The following is a 15,365-nucleotide window of genomic DNA, read 5'->3' as shown; positions in this document are numbered from 1 at the left end:
CGCGCCGGCTTTGCGGCGGGGGGCCGGGCCGTTAGAATCAGGTTTTATCTCACCCCTCGCGACCGCCTAGATGAGCACCGACACGCCCACCCCGATCACGCCGGCCCGCAAAGCCGCCATCCTCTCCGAAGCGCTGCCCTACATCAAACGCTTCTTCGACAAGACCATCGTCATCAAATACGGCGGCAACGCCATGACCGACCAGCACCTGAAGGATTGCTTCGCGCAAGACGTCGTGCTGCTCAAGCTGGTCGGACTCAACCCGGTGGTCGTCCACGGCGGCGGCCCCCAGATCGAAAGCCTGCTGGCCCGTGTCGGCAAGAAGGGTGAATTCATTCAGGGCATGCGCGTCACCGACGCCGAAACCATGGAAGTGGTGGAAATGGTGCTCGGCGGCCAGGTCAACAAGGAAATCGTCAACCTGATCAACCAGCACGGCGGCAAGGCCGTGGGCCTGACCGGCAAGGACGCGCGTTTCATCCGCGCCAAGAAATTGCTGATGCAAAAAACCGGCGCCCCGCTCGGCGACGTGGTCGACATCGGCCAGGTTGGCGAAATCACACAGATCGACCCCAGTCTCATCTCCTTCCTGGACAAGGGCGACTTCATTCCGGTGATTGCCCCGATCGGCGTTGGCGAAGATGGCGAAACCTATAACATCAACGCTGACGTGGTGGCCGGCAAGCTGGCCGAAATTCTCAAGGCCGAAAAACTGGTCCTGCTGACCAACACCCCGGGCGTGCTCGACCAGAACGGTAAACTGCTTACCGGTCTCACCCCAAAAGAAATCGACGGCCTCGTCGAAGATGGCACCCTGTCCGGCGGCATGCTACCGAAAATCGGCTCTGCACTAGATGCCGCCCGCAGCGGCGTCAACTCGGTGCACATCATCGATGGCCGGGTTGAACACTGTCTGCTACTGGAAATCCTGACCGACCATGGCGTCGGCACGATGATCAAGAGTCGTTAGTTATTTGTCGGCTTTCGGCGCAGGCTTAGGCGGGACATCCCGCCATGCGCCGGCCCGCTTGAGGCGATTCATCAACCCAGGCAACGGAAATCCGGCCGCATACGCCTTGTGGGCGCTCTCCAGTGCCTTCTCTTTCTCTCCGACCTCCAGGTAGGCCAAGCCCAAATTGTAGTAAAGATTGGGATTGGCACTGCCCAGCGCATCGGCCTGCTCCAGCCGCTCGATAGCGACTTTCGCCTGATCGTGCTTGAGGTAGTAAAGCCCGGAAATCATTTTCACCATCGCATCATCATGAGCAAAAGCTTCTGCCCTCAGCATGAAGCACTCAATGGTGAAAGGCAGTCCCCTTGGCCTATCGCTGCGCTGTTTTTCGCCATATCGAAGCAATGACATGAGCGCGCGGTGGTGATTGGGGAAGGCTTGCAAGGTATAGACAATATTGCCGCCCGGATTGGGAGCCCCAGCAGACAGACTTTCAATATCGGGGGTGAAGTGATAGCGCTCGACAATGGGGAGCTTGCTTTTCTCAACACGGTAGTCGAACGGCCCGAAATGCGTTGCGAGTGATCCACACTGCGCCGGTAGCCGGCCCTCCGCGCGCACGGTGCCGGACACCACCCAACCCAGAAAAACTGTGCAAATTACGGCCGCCAGTCGAACCGCCTTTCGCGAAGGGGAGAAACCAGTCGGCGTCATTGCTCAGGTCACCTTTGTTTGAACAAAATCAACCAGCGTGCCGACTGACGCAAATGTTGCTCCATCGATTTCGTCATCATCTACATACACACCGAGGCGCTCTTCCATCAGATTGATGACTGCCACGACGGCCATCGAGTCAAGCTCGGGGAGTGCCCCCAGCAGCGGTGTGTCAAGCGCAAACGCCTGTGCCCGGCCATTGAGCCCCAAAGCATCGTCGAGAATTTCCAGTACTTCGTTCTTGATATCCAACTCGATTCTCCATCAAACCGGCTGACGAGCCGGCCCCTAACGCAGATCCGCCACTTTGCGGGAACCGGGGCATCCTATTTCAATTGAGAAACATCGGCAAACAAATCCACCACAGAGTCCGCCAAGCGCTTGCGATCGACTTTACCATTGGGATTGCGCGGCAAGGGAGACTCGGAGCAGATCACTTTGGCCGGCACCATGAAGACAGGCAAGTGCTGGCGACACGCCTGCAAGAGCCTTGCTTCGAGCGCGTCATCCACACATGCCGCCATCACTACCAGAACAACCGCCTGCCCCAGCGCAGGATGCGGCGCCCCCACGGCGGCCACCTCTTGAATACCGTCAAAGCCGTACAATACCTCTTCCACCTCGGTTGGGCTCACCCGATAGCCGGACGTCTTGATCATCTCGTCATGACGGCCGATGAAATACAGAAAGCCATCGGCGTCACGACGGACAGTGTCACCGGAAAACACCGCCAGTTCGGGCGTCGGAATGCCCTGTGGTCGCCCGGGCGCTGGTTTGAACCGCTCTGCGGTCCGGGCAGGATCGTTCCAGTAGCCCATTGATACATGGACACCTCGATGGACCAGTTCGCCGGGTTCGTCCGGTTCGCACAACGTACCGTCGGCGCGAACAACCAGAATTTCCGCATTCGGGATGGCTTTCCCCATGGAGTCAGGGCGTCTATCCACCTCGCTGGGCGGCAAGTAGGTCGACCGAAAAGCCTCCGTCAAACCGTACATCAAATACGGGCGAGCCCTTGGCATGCGCAAGCGCAACGCATCAAGCGTGGTCCTCGGCATATGCCCGCCCGAGTTAGTGAAATACCGCAGATGCTCATCCAATCCTTCCGGCCATTCGAGCTGGGAAAGCTGAATCCACAAGGGCGGCACAGCCGCCAGGCCGGTAATACGCTCCTTGCGAACCGCGTTAACGACATCCCTGGGCATTAAATAATTGATGAGCACCGCGCAAGCACCCACCAAGAAGCTCGTGGTGATCTGGTTGAGGCCATAATCGAAGCTCAATGGCAGCACAGAGAGAATCCGGTCTTCGCTCGTATTCTCCAGATACTCCGCCACGCTTCTGGCGCCCTCAACGATGTTGCGATGCGAGAGAACAACCCCTTTGGGTTTGCCGGTACTGCCCGAGGTGTAAAGAATCGCCGCCATATCGGCATCGATGACCTGGCTGTCGCGCAAAACGCCGTCCGGACGAGCCGACCAACGCGCCACCGCAACGTCGTCCAGCGTCACATCGGCGTCACCCACGATCATCACGTCTTTGAGTGCGGGGCATTGTGCAATGACCGACGCGAGCAAGCCAACGCGCTCAATGGTCGTTACAAGCACGCGCACATCGCAGTCACGCAAGATGTGCAGTACCTGCTCCGGCTTCAGAAGCGGATTGACCGGCACGAACACGGCATCCGCGGCGCTCGCAGCAAACAGCGCGACAACCGTCTCGACGCGCTTTTCCATCCACACGGCAATACGCTCGCCCCGTGCCACGCCCATGTGGCGAAACGCACTGGCCGTGCGTCGAACTTCACGCGACAAATCTGCGTAAGTTAACGATTCTTGTCGATATTTGAGCGCCTCTGCGTCAGGACTGCGCTGCGCACTATCTAAAACGAGCTCATGCAACAACCTACCCATTGTCATCCTTCCGTTCATTCCAGTTTCGCAGATTCTCCCACAGCCTCTGCATGAGAGCGCGCAAACCAATCGCCCCGCGGGGCTATCGCTTGCCAATGGTCGCCCAGCACACCCTCGGTATCTGTGTCCGACATCACATTTGCGTATCGATAGTTGCGGTATCCTGCGCGCTGCGTCCAACGAACCTCAGGCATGCCCTCCCGTCCACCCCCTGTACCTTCACTGCGAGACAAAGTCGTCAACAGCGCCTTATGGCTGATTGCCACCCGCTGGGTACACCGACTGCTCGGCCTCGTCAGCACCATGGTGCTTGCGCGTGTCCTTATGCCGGAAGATTTCGGCATTGTCGCGGCGGTGACAGCCGTTGTGGCCATCATGGATGGTTTTTTTGAGTTCGGCTTCGATCTGGCGCTGATTCGCGATAAAGATGTCACTCGAGAAGACTATGACACCGCGTGGACCATGCGCCTGCTCAAGGGGGTGCTGTTCGGCGTCGCCGTCATTGCGGCCTCACCCTTCGTGGCGAGTTACGCCAATGAAGAGAGTCTCGTCGCCATCAGCGCACTGATCGGCGCTGGTATCTTTATCCGTGGAGCGGAAAACGTCGGCATCGTACGCTTCCAGAAGGAACTCCAGTTCGACCGTCTGTTCCGCATCAAGCTTTACCCACGCCTCCTTGCGGTGATCACCAGCGTGGTTATGGCGCTGTGGCTGCGCTCCTACTGGGCAATCGTTATCGGCGCGGTCATGCAGAACGTCTATCAGACCCTGTTCAGCTATCTGATGTGCGACTTTCGACCACGCTTGCGACTAGAGGGTGCCGGCAAGCTCTGGCGTTTTTCCAAGTGGATCGTCATATCGGCAATCAGTCGACAGCTTTTCGCGGCAACTGACCAATTCCTGCTCTCAGGCTGGATTTCCAAAGAGCGCCTCGGCTTCTTCAGCGTTGGCGGGAGCCTCGCCGCAATGATTACCAACGAGCTCGTCGGCGCCGTCGGCAATGCGCTGATCCCCGGCTACGCGAAATTGCAGGACGAACCATCGCGGCTGCGTTCCGCATTTCTCGTGTCCCAATCGGCGTTTGTTGCCCTTCTGATTCCTGCCGCGATCGGCGTTGCCATCCTCGCAGACCAATTGACGGCCGTCGTGCTCGGCGCTCAATGGGCCGATGCCGCACCTATTCTGGGGCTCTTTGCGGTGTTCTATCTGTGCTATTCGGTCGTTGAGAACCTCAATCGCTTCATGGCGATGACCGGCCTGCAAGCCGTGGCCGCCCGTAGCGGCATGGTGCGCACAAGTCTGTTCCTGATGCTGATCTACCCAGCCTTCCAACTCGGCGGCATTGCCGGGCTCATTGAAATGAAGATCACTCTGTCCTCCCTTGAGATCCTGTACCTGTCACACCACTGCACGCGCCGTATCGAAGCATCGCTCATCGACTACTTGCTCACCTACCTGCGGCCACTCCTTGCCGGTGCCGGCATGGCCATTGTGCTGCTTCCGCTGGTACAAGCCCTCGACGTTATACCGATTGTCAAACTGGCGCTGTGCGCAGGCATCGGCGCGGCAACTTATGCCGTTTGCTCGTTTGCCATCTGGCACGCATCCGGGCGTCCAAATGGCCTCGAAGCCATTTTCATCAGCCTGCTCGCCCGCAAAGGGCGTGCCGCGGGCGTTTGAGCGGAGCGATATAAACAATGACGCAGGGCTCATCGCGCCTCTCCGATCGCACCGACACCATCCTCGTTCTGGATGGTGACCAAACCTCCGCGCTGGCGGTCGTTCGCTCGCTAGGCCACTCGGGGCTGGTTGTCGATGTGGCCAGTGCATTCGAGTCACCTATTTGCGCCGCTTCTCGCCATACACGCTTATGCACTCGCTACCCCGATCCGCTCCAGAACGAATCTCGCTTTATCAACTGGATCAACGAACGGATGGAAAGCGGTGGCTACGCGCTGATCATTCCGGTTACCGAGCGCACGCTGGTCCCCTTGCTACGTCACAGAGAAGCAATCGACGACACCCGGATTGCCATGGCGCCAAGCGACGCACTGGAACAGGTGCTCGACAAGGAGCGCACCGTCACGCTTGCAACGCGCCTGGACATTCCCGTTCCACGCTCTTGGCCCATCGATTCGCTGGATCAACTGGACACCGCAGCCGCCGACCTGGGCTACCCGATGGTAATCAAGCCCTCGCGCTCGGTCGGCCATGGCAATGACGGCGGCGTTCAACTCAGTGTGAGCTATGCCCACAACCGCGACGATCTGGAAAAACAGGTGCGCCACGCACTGAATCACGGCGCCGTCATCTTGCAGGAATACTTCCGCGGCGACGGCGTGGGCATCGAACTGATCGCCGACCATGGCGAGATACGCTTTGCCTTCCAACACCGCAGGCTGCACGAGGTGCCGCTCACCGGTGGTGGCAGCAGTTTGCGAACAAGCGAAGCAATTTCCCCGCCGCTGCTGGCAGCGTCGGAAAAACTGATCAAAGCGCTCAAGTGGCACGGTGTCGCGATGGTCGAATTCAAGTACGACACCCGGACAGGTGAATTCCGTCTCATGGAAATCAACGGCCGCTTCTGGGGGTCTTTGCCGCTGGCGATCGCCGCGGGTGCCGACTTCCCTCGCATGCTTTACGAGCTGATTTGCGAAGGCCGCATTGCCCCCCGCCCCCCCGCCCGTGAAAACGTCGTATGCCGTCAATTAGCACGCGATGTCGACTGGCTTGAGCATGTACTGCGACGCAATGCCCCTGCATCGCTGGTCCGCCTCCCAAGCTGGAAAGACGTCCTTCGCGACTCGGCACTGGTGTTTTCACCACGGCACCACTTCGACGTGCAATCCTTGCGCGATCCAAAGCCCGGATTGATCGACCTCGGCCGCATCGTCAACAGTCAGGTCAAGCGTGTGACCGATCTGCTCCGTCGCCGTTGGCAACTCAGACGGCACGGTCAGCGCGCGCGTCAGGCATGCGGCAAGCGCCCGATCAAAACCGTTCTTTTCCTGTGCTATGGAAACATCAACCGCAGCGCACTGGCGCATGCCTACGCCGCGCAGCGTTTGGGCCGCGATGTCAAACTGATGTCCGCAGGCTTCCACGCCCAGGGTGATCGACCCGCCGACCCTGTCATGGTCGAAACGGCGGCGGCCCAGGGCATTGATCTGAGCGGCTGGAAATCTAAATCCGTCGACGCAACGATGGTAGCGTCAGCCGATCTCGTTCTGGCGATGGAACTCCCCCACATCGACCGCCTGCTGAAGCAGTATCCAGATGCGGCCGACAAGACTTTTCTGCTCAGGGGCGCAAGTGCCATTGGCAATGATGTCGAAATCATCGACCCATATGGCTTGTCACCCGACATCTATCAAACCGTATGCCGCCAGGTCATCTGCTCAGTCGACACCTGGCTCGGCCACACACAAGCCCACACGGAGCGCTGAACCATGACCGCCTCCCCATCATCACCCATGTTCAGCATCGTGATTCCCACCCGCGATCGCGCCGAGCTGTTCGAGCGCACGCTGCAATCGGTTTTCCAGCAAGACATCGATGACTTCGAAGTCATCATCGTCAATGATGGCTCAAGCGGCGATCAACTGGCCGCCTACCAGGCTATGGAATCCCGATACGATGGGCGTGTGCGCTGGGTCTATCTGCAGCACCGGCAGCGGGGTCATGGGCCGGCCTATTCACGCAACGTCGGCGCGGCACACGCCTCAGGCGACTACCTGTGTTTTCTTGACGACGATGACCTATGGATCGACATCAGTCATCTGCGTCGTGTCCGCGACAGCCTGGCGGCCAGCGAAACGCCGATCGATCTGTACTTCACCGACCAGCGCGCGGTGTATCCCGATGGCACCAAGCACCCCGGCGGCCTGTGGATCTCCGGTCTCGAACAACGGATCGATGGCCCAGGCGATTCGCTGGGCAACTATGCCGTCACGCTCGAACACCTGCTTCAAACGATGGGGTTTGCACACTTGAACTGCACCGTATACCGGCGAGACTTTTTTGAATCCATCGGTGGCATGGACGAATCGCTACGCTACGAAAACGATCGGGACGTGTATCTGCGCGCCATCGATGCAGCGCAGACAATGCGCTACAACCCGGCGATCATCGCGCAACATCACATTCCCGATCCAAAAAAGACCGACAACGTATCAACCGCAGTGACGCGGATCGAAAAGAAGATTATCCAGTTCCGGATTTTCGACAAGGCGATTGCCTTCAGCCGCCATGCCAGCATGCGCGCCTTCGCCCGAAGAACAAAAGGGTTTGAACTCAAAAACATGGCCGCGCTGCTCAAGCAAGCAGGCCGTCATCGCGAGGCCGTCTACTACATGAAAGAAGCCCTGCTGGTGTCCTTCACCTTCAAGTGGCTGGCCTACACGCTTGCCAACGTGGCGCAACTTGCGCTGCGCCCCAAAGATCACTGACAAGGACGCTGGCTCATGTCATTTGCCAAGGCCCTGCTCGCCAACCCCGAACTGATCCTGCAGCACCGCAATATCTTTTTGCTCAGCCATATGCGCGCCAACACCAGTCTGTTCGGCCACCTGATCGGCAGCCATCCGCTGGTCGAGGGATATTACGAGATGCATATCAGCTACTACAGCTGGAAAAGCCTGTGGCGGCAGAAACTGCGCCACTTCGCCAATCACAACGTAAAACCCGGCGCGCGCTGGATGTTCGACAAGGTATTGCACGACGGGCACCACGTCGCGCCGTCGCTGCTGATGCGCGACACCAGTCGCACCCTCATCATGCTGCGTTCGCCCGAGCAATCCATCAAAAGCCTGGTCGCCTTGTTTCGCCAACGCAACCCGCATCTACCCGAAGCCACGCCCGAAGGCGCCACCCAGTACTACGTCGACCGCCTCGCTTCGCTGGCCGACACCGCGCGCGCGATCGGCCCACGCTATTTTTACCTGGATGCCGAGAGCCTGATCTCATGCACCGACACCACACTCGCCGCGCTCTCGGGCTGGCTGGGGTTTGACACGCCGATTCCCTCCGAATACGACACCTTTGCCAACACCGGGCAAGGCAACACCGGCGACCATTCCAGCCGATTGAAGTCCGGCAAGGTCAATCGTGCCCGCAGTGACTACTCCGACATCGTGCTGACAAGTGCCCAACAAACCGCCGCCGAAGAGGCCTATCAACGCCATCGCGGCCGAATCATCGCCGGCGCCGACCGGCATGCGACGGCATGAGCCGACGCGCCTCATCGCAGATTCACCTGACGCCATGAATACAACCGCCGCCAGAACCACGACCGCCAAGCCCGTCTTTCTCACGCTGAACGGGCGCCGCCTGTTTGCCCTCCAGATCGTGCCCACCGGCGCGACCAGCGGCGCCGTGCTGTATCTGCCCCCTTTTGCCGAGGAAATGAACCGCTGCCGCTCACATGTCGTCGCGCAAGCGCGTGCCATGGCCGAGCGCGGCCTGCACTGCCTGATCCTCGATCCCTTCGGCACCGGTGAAAGCGAGGGCGAGATCATCGACGCGCGCTGGGATCTGTGGCTGGACGACGCGCGCGCAGCAGCGCACTGGCTCACTCAGGAAACCGGCCATGCCCCGACACTCTGGGGCGTGCGCACCGGCGCATTGCTGGCCGCCGAGCTGGCCGCCAGCGAAAACGCCCCAGCGCTTGAACGTCTCCTCTTCTGGCAACCCGTACTCGACGGCAAGCTGTTCCTCAATCAACTACTGCGTTTGCGGCTTGCTGCACAGATGTTCAATGACACCGAAAAGGAAACCACCGAGCAACTGCGTGATCGCCTGAGCGCTGGCGAAGTCATCGAAGTGGCCGGCTACCCGCTCGGCGGCGCCATGGCCGACAGTCTGGCCACGCGCAAGATGAGCGACTTCACAGCCCTCTCGAAGACGCGCATCGCCTGGGTCGAAGTCGTCGCCAAACCCGGTCAGGCACTCGCACTCCCCAGCCGCAAACTGATCGACACCTTGACCGAAGCCGGTGGTCGCATCGACGTCCAGTCCGTGGCCTGCCCGATGATCTGGCAGTTGCACGAGCGCGCCGACGCGCACGCGCTCGAAACGGCCACACTTGAACTGATTTTCGCGCAGCAGGGAGCCCCCGCATGAACGTCCAGGAGACCCCCATCGTCTTCGAGTGCGAAGGCAGCGAACTGATCGGCATGATGCATGTGCCCGAAACGATCCAGACCCGCGGCGTGATCGCCATCGTTGCCGGCGGGCCGCAATACCGTGGCGGCGTCGGCCGCCTGCAAGTGCAACTGGCGCGCCAACTAGCCGCTACCGGCACCCCCATCCTGCGTTTTGATTACCGCGGACTGGGCGACAGCGAAGGGCAATTCCGCGGCTTTCAGGATGTCGAAGCCGACTTCCGTGCCGCCATTGATGCCTTTCTGGCGCACGTGCCCGACATGAAAGAAGTCGTCCTCTGGGGCGGCTGCGATGCGGCCGCCGCGATCATGATCAACGCCTGGAAGTACCCACAGGTCACGGGCATCATGGTCGGCAACCCCTGGGTGCACACCGAAGAAACCGGCAACGCCGTCACCGTCAAGCACCACTACGCGAAGCGGATCAAGGACAAGGACTTCTGGCTCAAGGTCTTGCGCGGGCAGTTCAATCCGCTTCCCGCACTGGCCACCGTCGGCCGCACCCTGCGCTCTCGCGTACGTCAAACACTGACAGCCAAAACCATCGGCCCCCGCGCTGACAACGGGCCAGTCGTCGACGACCGCACACGCCCCTTTGTCACCCGCATGCGCCTCGGCATGTCGCAGTTTCGCGGTGACGTGCTTCTCCTCATGAGCGGCCGCTCGCTGGTGAGCAAAGAGTTCGACGAACTCGTCGCCAGCAACCCCGGATGGCAGCAAGCCATGGCAACGCCGCGACACCTCGCCCGGCACGACATGCCCGAGGCCGACCAGACCTATTCTTCCGTGGCTTCGCGTCGCGAAGTGATCGCCGTAGCACAACAATGGCTGCACAACGCAGCGGCACCGTTGCATGCGCCGCAGACAAACCCCTGAATTCATGCGAACGTGATGCCTTCTCGCTTGTGCATCACCCCAGATCAGTGAGCTCTATGAACGCACCCAAGACCCCGCCCGTCCATGTCCCCATGAGCCAGTTCCCGGTTCGCGATGGCGAGCTGCTCGTCGGCGGCATCCCGCTCACGCGGCTGGCTGCCCGTGTCGGCAGTACGCCGTTTTACGCCTACGACCGCCAGCTCCTGAGCGAGCGCGTCCGCGAACTCAAGTCCGCACTGCCCGCGGCCATCAAGCTGCACTACGCCATCAAGGCCAACCCCATGCCGGCGCTGGTCGGGCATATGGCAGGCATTGTCGACGGGCTGGATGTGGCTTCAGGTGGCGAACTCACCGTGGCGCTCGACAGCGGCATGTCACCCAAAGACATCTCCTTTGCCGGGCCGGGCAAACGCATCGAAGAGCTTCGCCAGGCCGTTGCCGCCGGCGTGCTGATCAACGTCGAATCGCCCGCCGAGCTCGATGCGTTGGCCGGCATCGCCGCCGATACCGGCTGGACGCCGCGCATCGCGCTGCGCGTCAATCCGGACTTCGAGCTCAAGAGCTCCGGCATGCGCATGGGCGGCGGGCCGAAGCAATTCGGCATCGACGCCGAAACCATTCCCGAGGTCATTGCCCGCGCCGAGTCACAGGGGCTGGTCATTGAAGGCTTCCATCTGTTTGCCGGCTCACAGAACCTGCAAGCCGAATCCATCATTGAAGCCCAACGCAAATGCTTCGACCTGGCCGGTGAACTGGCCAAGCATGCCAGTCACCCCATCCGCTCGCTGAACCTCGGCGGCGGGCTCGGGATTCCGTACTTTCCGGGCAACCAACGGGTCGACCTCGCCCCCATCGGCGCCAATCTGGCGCAAATTGCCGAAGAAGCGAAAACCCGGTTTCCGCAGGCCGAACTGTGCATCGAACTGGGCCGCTACCTCGTCGGCGAGGCTGGCCTCTATGTGTGCCGCGTGCTTGACCGCAAACTGTCGCGCGGGCAGGTCTTTCTTGTCACCGACGGCGGTCTTCACCACCACTTGTCGGCCTCGGGCAACTTCGGCCAGGTCATCCGCAAGAACTACCCGGTGGCCATCGGCAACCGCATGGATGCCACGACGCTCGAAGCCGCCAATGTAGTTGGCCCCCTGTGCACGCCGCTGGACATCCTCGGCGACCGGATGATGCTCCCACCCGCCCAGGTCGGTGATCTCGTCGTTGTGTATCAATCCGGCGCCTACGGCGCGACCGCCAGCCCGCAGCGTTTTCTGGGGCACCCCGCCGTCGCTGAAGTCCTCGTCTGATCCAGAAAAGTTGTCGCCATGACCCAAGTCCAAACCACTCGCCCGATGACTGAACGCCTTGAATGGCCGCATGCGGAAGTCCGCCTCAGCGGCCCAGCATCAATCATTGAAGCCGATGGCCTGATCTGCATCGCCCGCGGCACGCCAGAATTCCCGACCGAAACCACGTTGGCGGCTGAAGCCCCCGTTGCAGCGGCCTGGCTCGCGCTGTTCCGACAACATGGCGCCGACGCCCCGACCAAGGTCCATGGCCGCTTCGGCCTTGCCATCATCGACACCCGCGCGCGCAGCGTTTTTCTCGCTGCCGACCGCTTCGGCACCGCGCCATGGTGCTTCACGCGCCGGGGCGAGCGCCTCATCGTCGCCGACCGCGCCGATCTGGCTGCTGACACACACAGTGCGCTGTCACCCTCGGCGGTCTACAGCTACCTGTTCCACCACATGATTCCCTCCCCGACCACGATCTTCGACGACGTCAAACGACTCGAAGGCGGCCATCGGTTGCAATGGAACGGCGCACAACCGAGCATCGATGCCTGGTGGCGCCCCGTCTTCACCGAGCCGCGCAGCCTTGACTTCGCCGACGCCAAAGCGCAGTTCATGGGCATCATCGAAAACGCCGTTCGCCGTGGCTCTGCCACCGGCAAGGTCGGCAGCTTCCTGTCCGGCGGCACCGACAGCTCCACCGTCGCCGGCATGCTGTGCAAAATCCTCGGCGAACCCGCCGAAACCTATTCCATGGGTTTCGACGCCAGCGGCTACGACGAAATGGAATACGCCCGGACGGCCTCGCAGCACTTCGGCACCAAGCATCACGAGTATTACGTGACCCCCGAAGACCTGCTCGACGGCATCCCCAAGGTCGCCCGCCATTACGACCAGCCATTCGGCAACTCCTCCGCCGTCCCGGCCTGGCTATGCGCCTCGCTGGCCAAGCGCGACGGCATCGACACGCTCCTCGCTGGCGACGGCGGCGACGAACTCTTCGGTGGTAACACCCGCTACGCCAAGCAGCAAGTGTTCGGCTGGTACGACCGGGTACCCGCGCCGCTGCGCAGTGGTGTGCTCGAACCGCTGCTATCGCAACCCATCAGCAAACGTCTGCCAGTATTCAGAAAGGCCGCCAGCTACGTAGATCAGGCAAAGGTGCCCCTGCCCCATCGCATTCACCAATACAACCTGCTGGTACGCTTGGGAGCGAATCAGGTCTTTACGCCCGACTACCTGTCGCACATCGACCTGAATGGCCCGGCCCAGGCGCATGAGGCCGCCTGGCAGCGCATCCAGGCCAGCAGCGACCTGAACCGCCAACTGGCCTTCGACTGGAAGTTCACCCTTGAAGACAACGATTTGCCGAAAATTCTCGGCACCACAGAGCTGGCCAACATTGGCGTCGGCTTCCCGTTGCTCGATGACGCATTGATCGATTTCTCGCTGAACCTGCCACTCGACTACAAACTGCGGGGCTTCCAACTACGGTGGTTCTTCAAGGAAGCCCTGCGCGATTTTCTACCCGAAGCCATCATCAAGAAGAAAAAGCACGGCTTCGGCCTGCCTTTCGGCGTCTGGGCCTGCCAGCATGCCGGGCTACGCAACCTCGCCGGCGACACCCTCAGCCAGCTCAAGCAACGCCGCATCATTCAACCTGCCTTCATCGACCGCCTGATCAACGAACTCCTCCCGGAACATCCCGGCTACTACGGTGAGTTGGTCTGGATTTTGATGATGATGGAGTTGTGGCTTTCGGGTAAGCCCAACCGCAACGACGAGTGACCTCCATTGGTACTATCGCCCCCTCTTATTCAGGGCGCTTTTCAGCCGGCCGCTGTCAGTCAAGTCCACCCGAACACGTCCGCGGGGCTTCGTAAGCCCCCATCCGTGCGAGTCCGCGCACGACGCGTTTCAAGATGTTTCCTATAGATTCGCCGTAAAGGATAAAGCACTGCCACTTGCGACACGCAGGTAGCGCGGCAGATTGCCCTGTATGTAAAGCACCGACGGGCTCTTGGCCATCAGCCATTCCCAAGCCACCCTCACAGGATGCTCCGGGGCTAACATCGCCCAACGCACCGAAGAAGCATCCGCTTGCATTCCCGCCCCACCTGTCGCACCCGCAGCGAAGTCACTCCTGCAAAGTGTTTAGTCCTAACATTTCAAGGTGCGTCATGTTCGGCACTTACCGAACGCTCCTCGCATTGGCGGTCCTGTTTCAGCACCTGGCGGGTGTTCCGCTGATTGGGCATTTCGCGGTCTACGGCTTCTTCGTCCTCAGTGGCTATCTGATGACGGCCATCATGCACAAGACCTACGGCTACAGCCTGCAAGGCAGGTTCGCCTATCTGGTCAACCGCTTTCTCCGCTTATTTCCCACCTACTGGCTGATCTGCCTACTGACGATCGGGCTGATTCTGTTCTACGGAGAGGCAGCCACACGCGCTTACCATAGCGCGATATTCCTGCCGCGCGAGCTTGCAGACATTATCGCCAATGCATCGCTGATCTTTCCCGCAACCTCTCCAAAGTGGGTCGAACCCCGGCTGGCACCGCCCACTTGGGCACTGACACTCGAGATTGTTTTCTATGTCCTGATCGGCTTGGGCGTATCGCGTTCGCGGCGCACCACGTTGGCGTGGCTGGCTGTCGGCGCGGGCTACGTCGGCGCGACGTTCGCGCTGGAGCTTGGCCACGAGTCTCGTTACAGCTACATCCCGGCAGCCTCTTTGCCCTTTTCAATCGGTGCTTTGCTGTTCCACTACAAAACGCAAACAGCACGCATCGCGGCCGCAGTGCCGGGGCACGCGCTGGCCTGGCTGCCGCTCTACCTCCTTCTGGCCTTCCTCGCCCAATCCAACAATCGCGCTTTGATCGAGCCAGTGTTTTTTGCCAATATTGCGTTGCACGCCCTGATCATCACCAAGCTGCGCGACATGCCACGCAGCGGCTGGTTGACGCAAGCAGATAAACTGATCGGCGACTTGAGTTACCCAATCTATCTGGGGCACTATCAAGCGGGCTTCATCGTCACCATAGTTTTTTGGGGAAGCCCCCTGAGAGAAGGGAGCAACGCCAGCATGCTTGCGGCGGCGCTGGCGGCAGCCCTGGCCGTCGCCACGGCGTATCTCATCAACCGGATCCTCGATTCACGCATCGAAGCATTGCGCCGGGCGCTCAAGCGCCATGCGCCGGTGACTTCCTGAACGTTGCGAATCAAAGTTAGTCGACCATCCGTTTTTCGTGAAGCATGGCGCGCCACTGATCAGCCACCATCTCCACCGTCGCACCATCGTTCACCAACCTGCCCTCCGCATCCCCCGGTAATCCCCCCGTTTTTAGCGCTCACCAGAAGTAGAGGTCATGGCACGAGGGCCAATTTCTGTTTCGGGGTGATGCCTCCAAGGCCCATGTTCGGACGCTCATGATTGTAGGTCCAGAGCCATTTTGTTGCATGGTT

Annotated in this window: 13 protein-coding genes; 10 read left to right on the top strand and 3 right to left on the bottom strand. The window is 60.5% G+C overall.

The genetic code is table 11. The annotated features are described in order from the left end of the window. Positions 1-70: 70 nt before the first annotated feature. Complete coding sequence (gene argB / locus FHP91_RS00070; RefSeq protein WP_144179017.1) at positions 71-970, top strand: acetylglutamate kinase; 900 nt, start codon at positions 71-73, stop codon at positions 968-970. Here argB and FHP91_RS00065 read toward each other — a convergent pair whose 3' ends face one another. The 3 genes from FHP91_RS00065 to FHP91_RS00055 form a co-directional block, all read right to left on the bottom strand. Continuing rightward, the gene (locus FHP91_RS00065) at positions 971-1,666 is read right to left on the bottom strand and encodes a hypothetical protein (protein ID WP_144307676.1); all 696 of its coding nucleotides are present in this window, start codon (positions 1,664-1,666) and stop codon (positions 971-973) included. 3 nt (positions 1,667-1,669) lie between these two features. Continuing rightward, positions 1,670-1,918 carry an acyl carrier protein gene (locus FHP91_RS00060; protein ID WP_144307675.1) on the bottom strand — a complete coding sequence of 83 codons (249 nt, stop codon included), beginning with the start codon at positions 1,916-1,918 and terminating at the stop codon, positions 1,670-1,672. Positions 1,919-1,992: 74 nt separating this feature from the next. After that, positions 1,993-3,597 carry an acyl-CoA ligase (AMP-forming), exosortase A system-associated gene (locus FHP91_RS00055; RefSeq protein ID WP_246116170.1) on the bottom strand — a complete coding sequence of 535 codons (1,605 nt, stop codon included), beginning with the start codon at positions 3,595-3,597 and terminating at the stop codon, positions 1,993-1,995. A gap of 174 nt (positions 3,598-3,771) precedes the next feature. On the opposite strand from FHP91_RS00055, the gene FHP91_RS00050 reads away from it, so the two are divergent. The 9 genes from FHP91_RS00050 (at position 3,772) to FHP91_RS00010 (ending at position 15,111) form a co-directional block, all read left to right on the top strand. After that, complete coding sequence (locus FHP91_RS00050) at positions 3,772-5,259, top strand: oligosaccharide flippase family protein (protein ID WP_144307674.1); 1,488 nt, start codon at positions 3,772-3,774, stop codon at positions 5,257-5,259. 137 nt (positions 5,260-5,396) lie between these two features. Further along, complete coding sequence (locus tag FHP91_RS00045) at positions 5,397-7,025, top strand: arsenate reductase/protein-tyrosine-phosphatase family protein (protein WP_186301391.1); 1,629 nt, start codon at positions 5,397-5,399, stop codon at positions 7,023-7,025. Between the two features lie 3 nt (positions 7,026-7,028). Continuing rightward, on the top strand, positions 7,029-8,027 hold the full coding sequence (locus tag FHP91_RS00040; RefSeq protein WP_144307672.1) for a glycosyltransferase family 2 protein: 999 nt from the start codon (positions 7,029-7,031) through the stop codon (positions 8,025-8,027). A gap of 15 nt (positions 8,028-8,042) precedes the next feature. Then, complete coding sequence (locus FHP91_RS00035; protein ID WP_144307671.1) at positions 8,043-8,807, top strand: hypothetical protein; 765 nt, start codon at positions 8,043-8,045, stop codon at positions 8,805-8,807. Between the two features lie 34 nt (positions 8,808-8,841). Further along, a complete protein-coding gene (locus FHP91_RS00030; protein WP_186301390.1) occupies positions 8,842-9,699 on the top strand; it encodes a hydrolase 2, exosortase A system-associated in 858 nt (285 codons plus the stop codon). After that, positions 9,696-10,616 (top strand): hydrolase 1, exosortase A system-associated, encoded by a 921-nt coding sequence (locus FHP91_RS00025; RefSeq protein WP_144307669.1) that lies wholly within the window; start codon positions 9,696-9,698, stop codon positions 10,614-10,616. The genes FHP91_RS00030 and FHP91_RS00025 overlap by 4 nt, the downstream gene beginning before the upstream one ends. A gap of 56 nt (positions 10,617-10,672) precedes the next feature. Then, positions 10,673-11,914 carry a pyridoxal-dependent decarboxylase, exosortase A system-associated gene (locus tag FHP91_RS00020; protein WP_144307668.1) on the top strand — a complete coding sequence of 414 codons (1,242 nt, stop codon included), beginning with the start codon at positions 10,673-10,675 and terminating at the stop codon, positions 11,912-11,914. Positions 11,915-11,932: 18 nt separating this feature from the next. Then, on the top strand, positions 11,933-13,687 hold the full coding sequence (locus FHP91_RS00015) for an asparagine synthetase B family protein (RefSeq protein WP_222105062.1): 1,755 nt from the start codon (positions 11,933-11,935) through the stop codon (positions 13,685-13,687). A gap of 392 nt (positions 13,688-14,079) precedes the next feature. Next, positions 14,080-15,111: an acyltransferase family protein gene (locus FHP91_RS00010; protein ID WP_144307667.1), complete on the top strand. Its 1,032-nt coding sequence runs from the start codon at positions 14,080-14,082 to the stop codon at positions 15,109-15,111. Positions 15,112-15,365: the final 254 nt, after the last annotated feature.

It is taken from the genome of Denitromonas halophila (assembly GCF_007625155.1).
GTDB classification, from domain to species: Bacteria; Pseudomonadota; Gammaproteobacteria; order Burkholderiales; family Rhodocyclaceae; genus Nitrogeniibacter; species Nitrogeniibacter halophilus.
The sequence above is the reverse complement of the archived record's forward strand: the minus strand, read 5'-3'. Positions and strand labels throughout refer to the sequence as shown.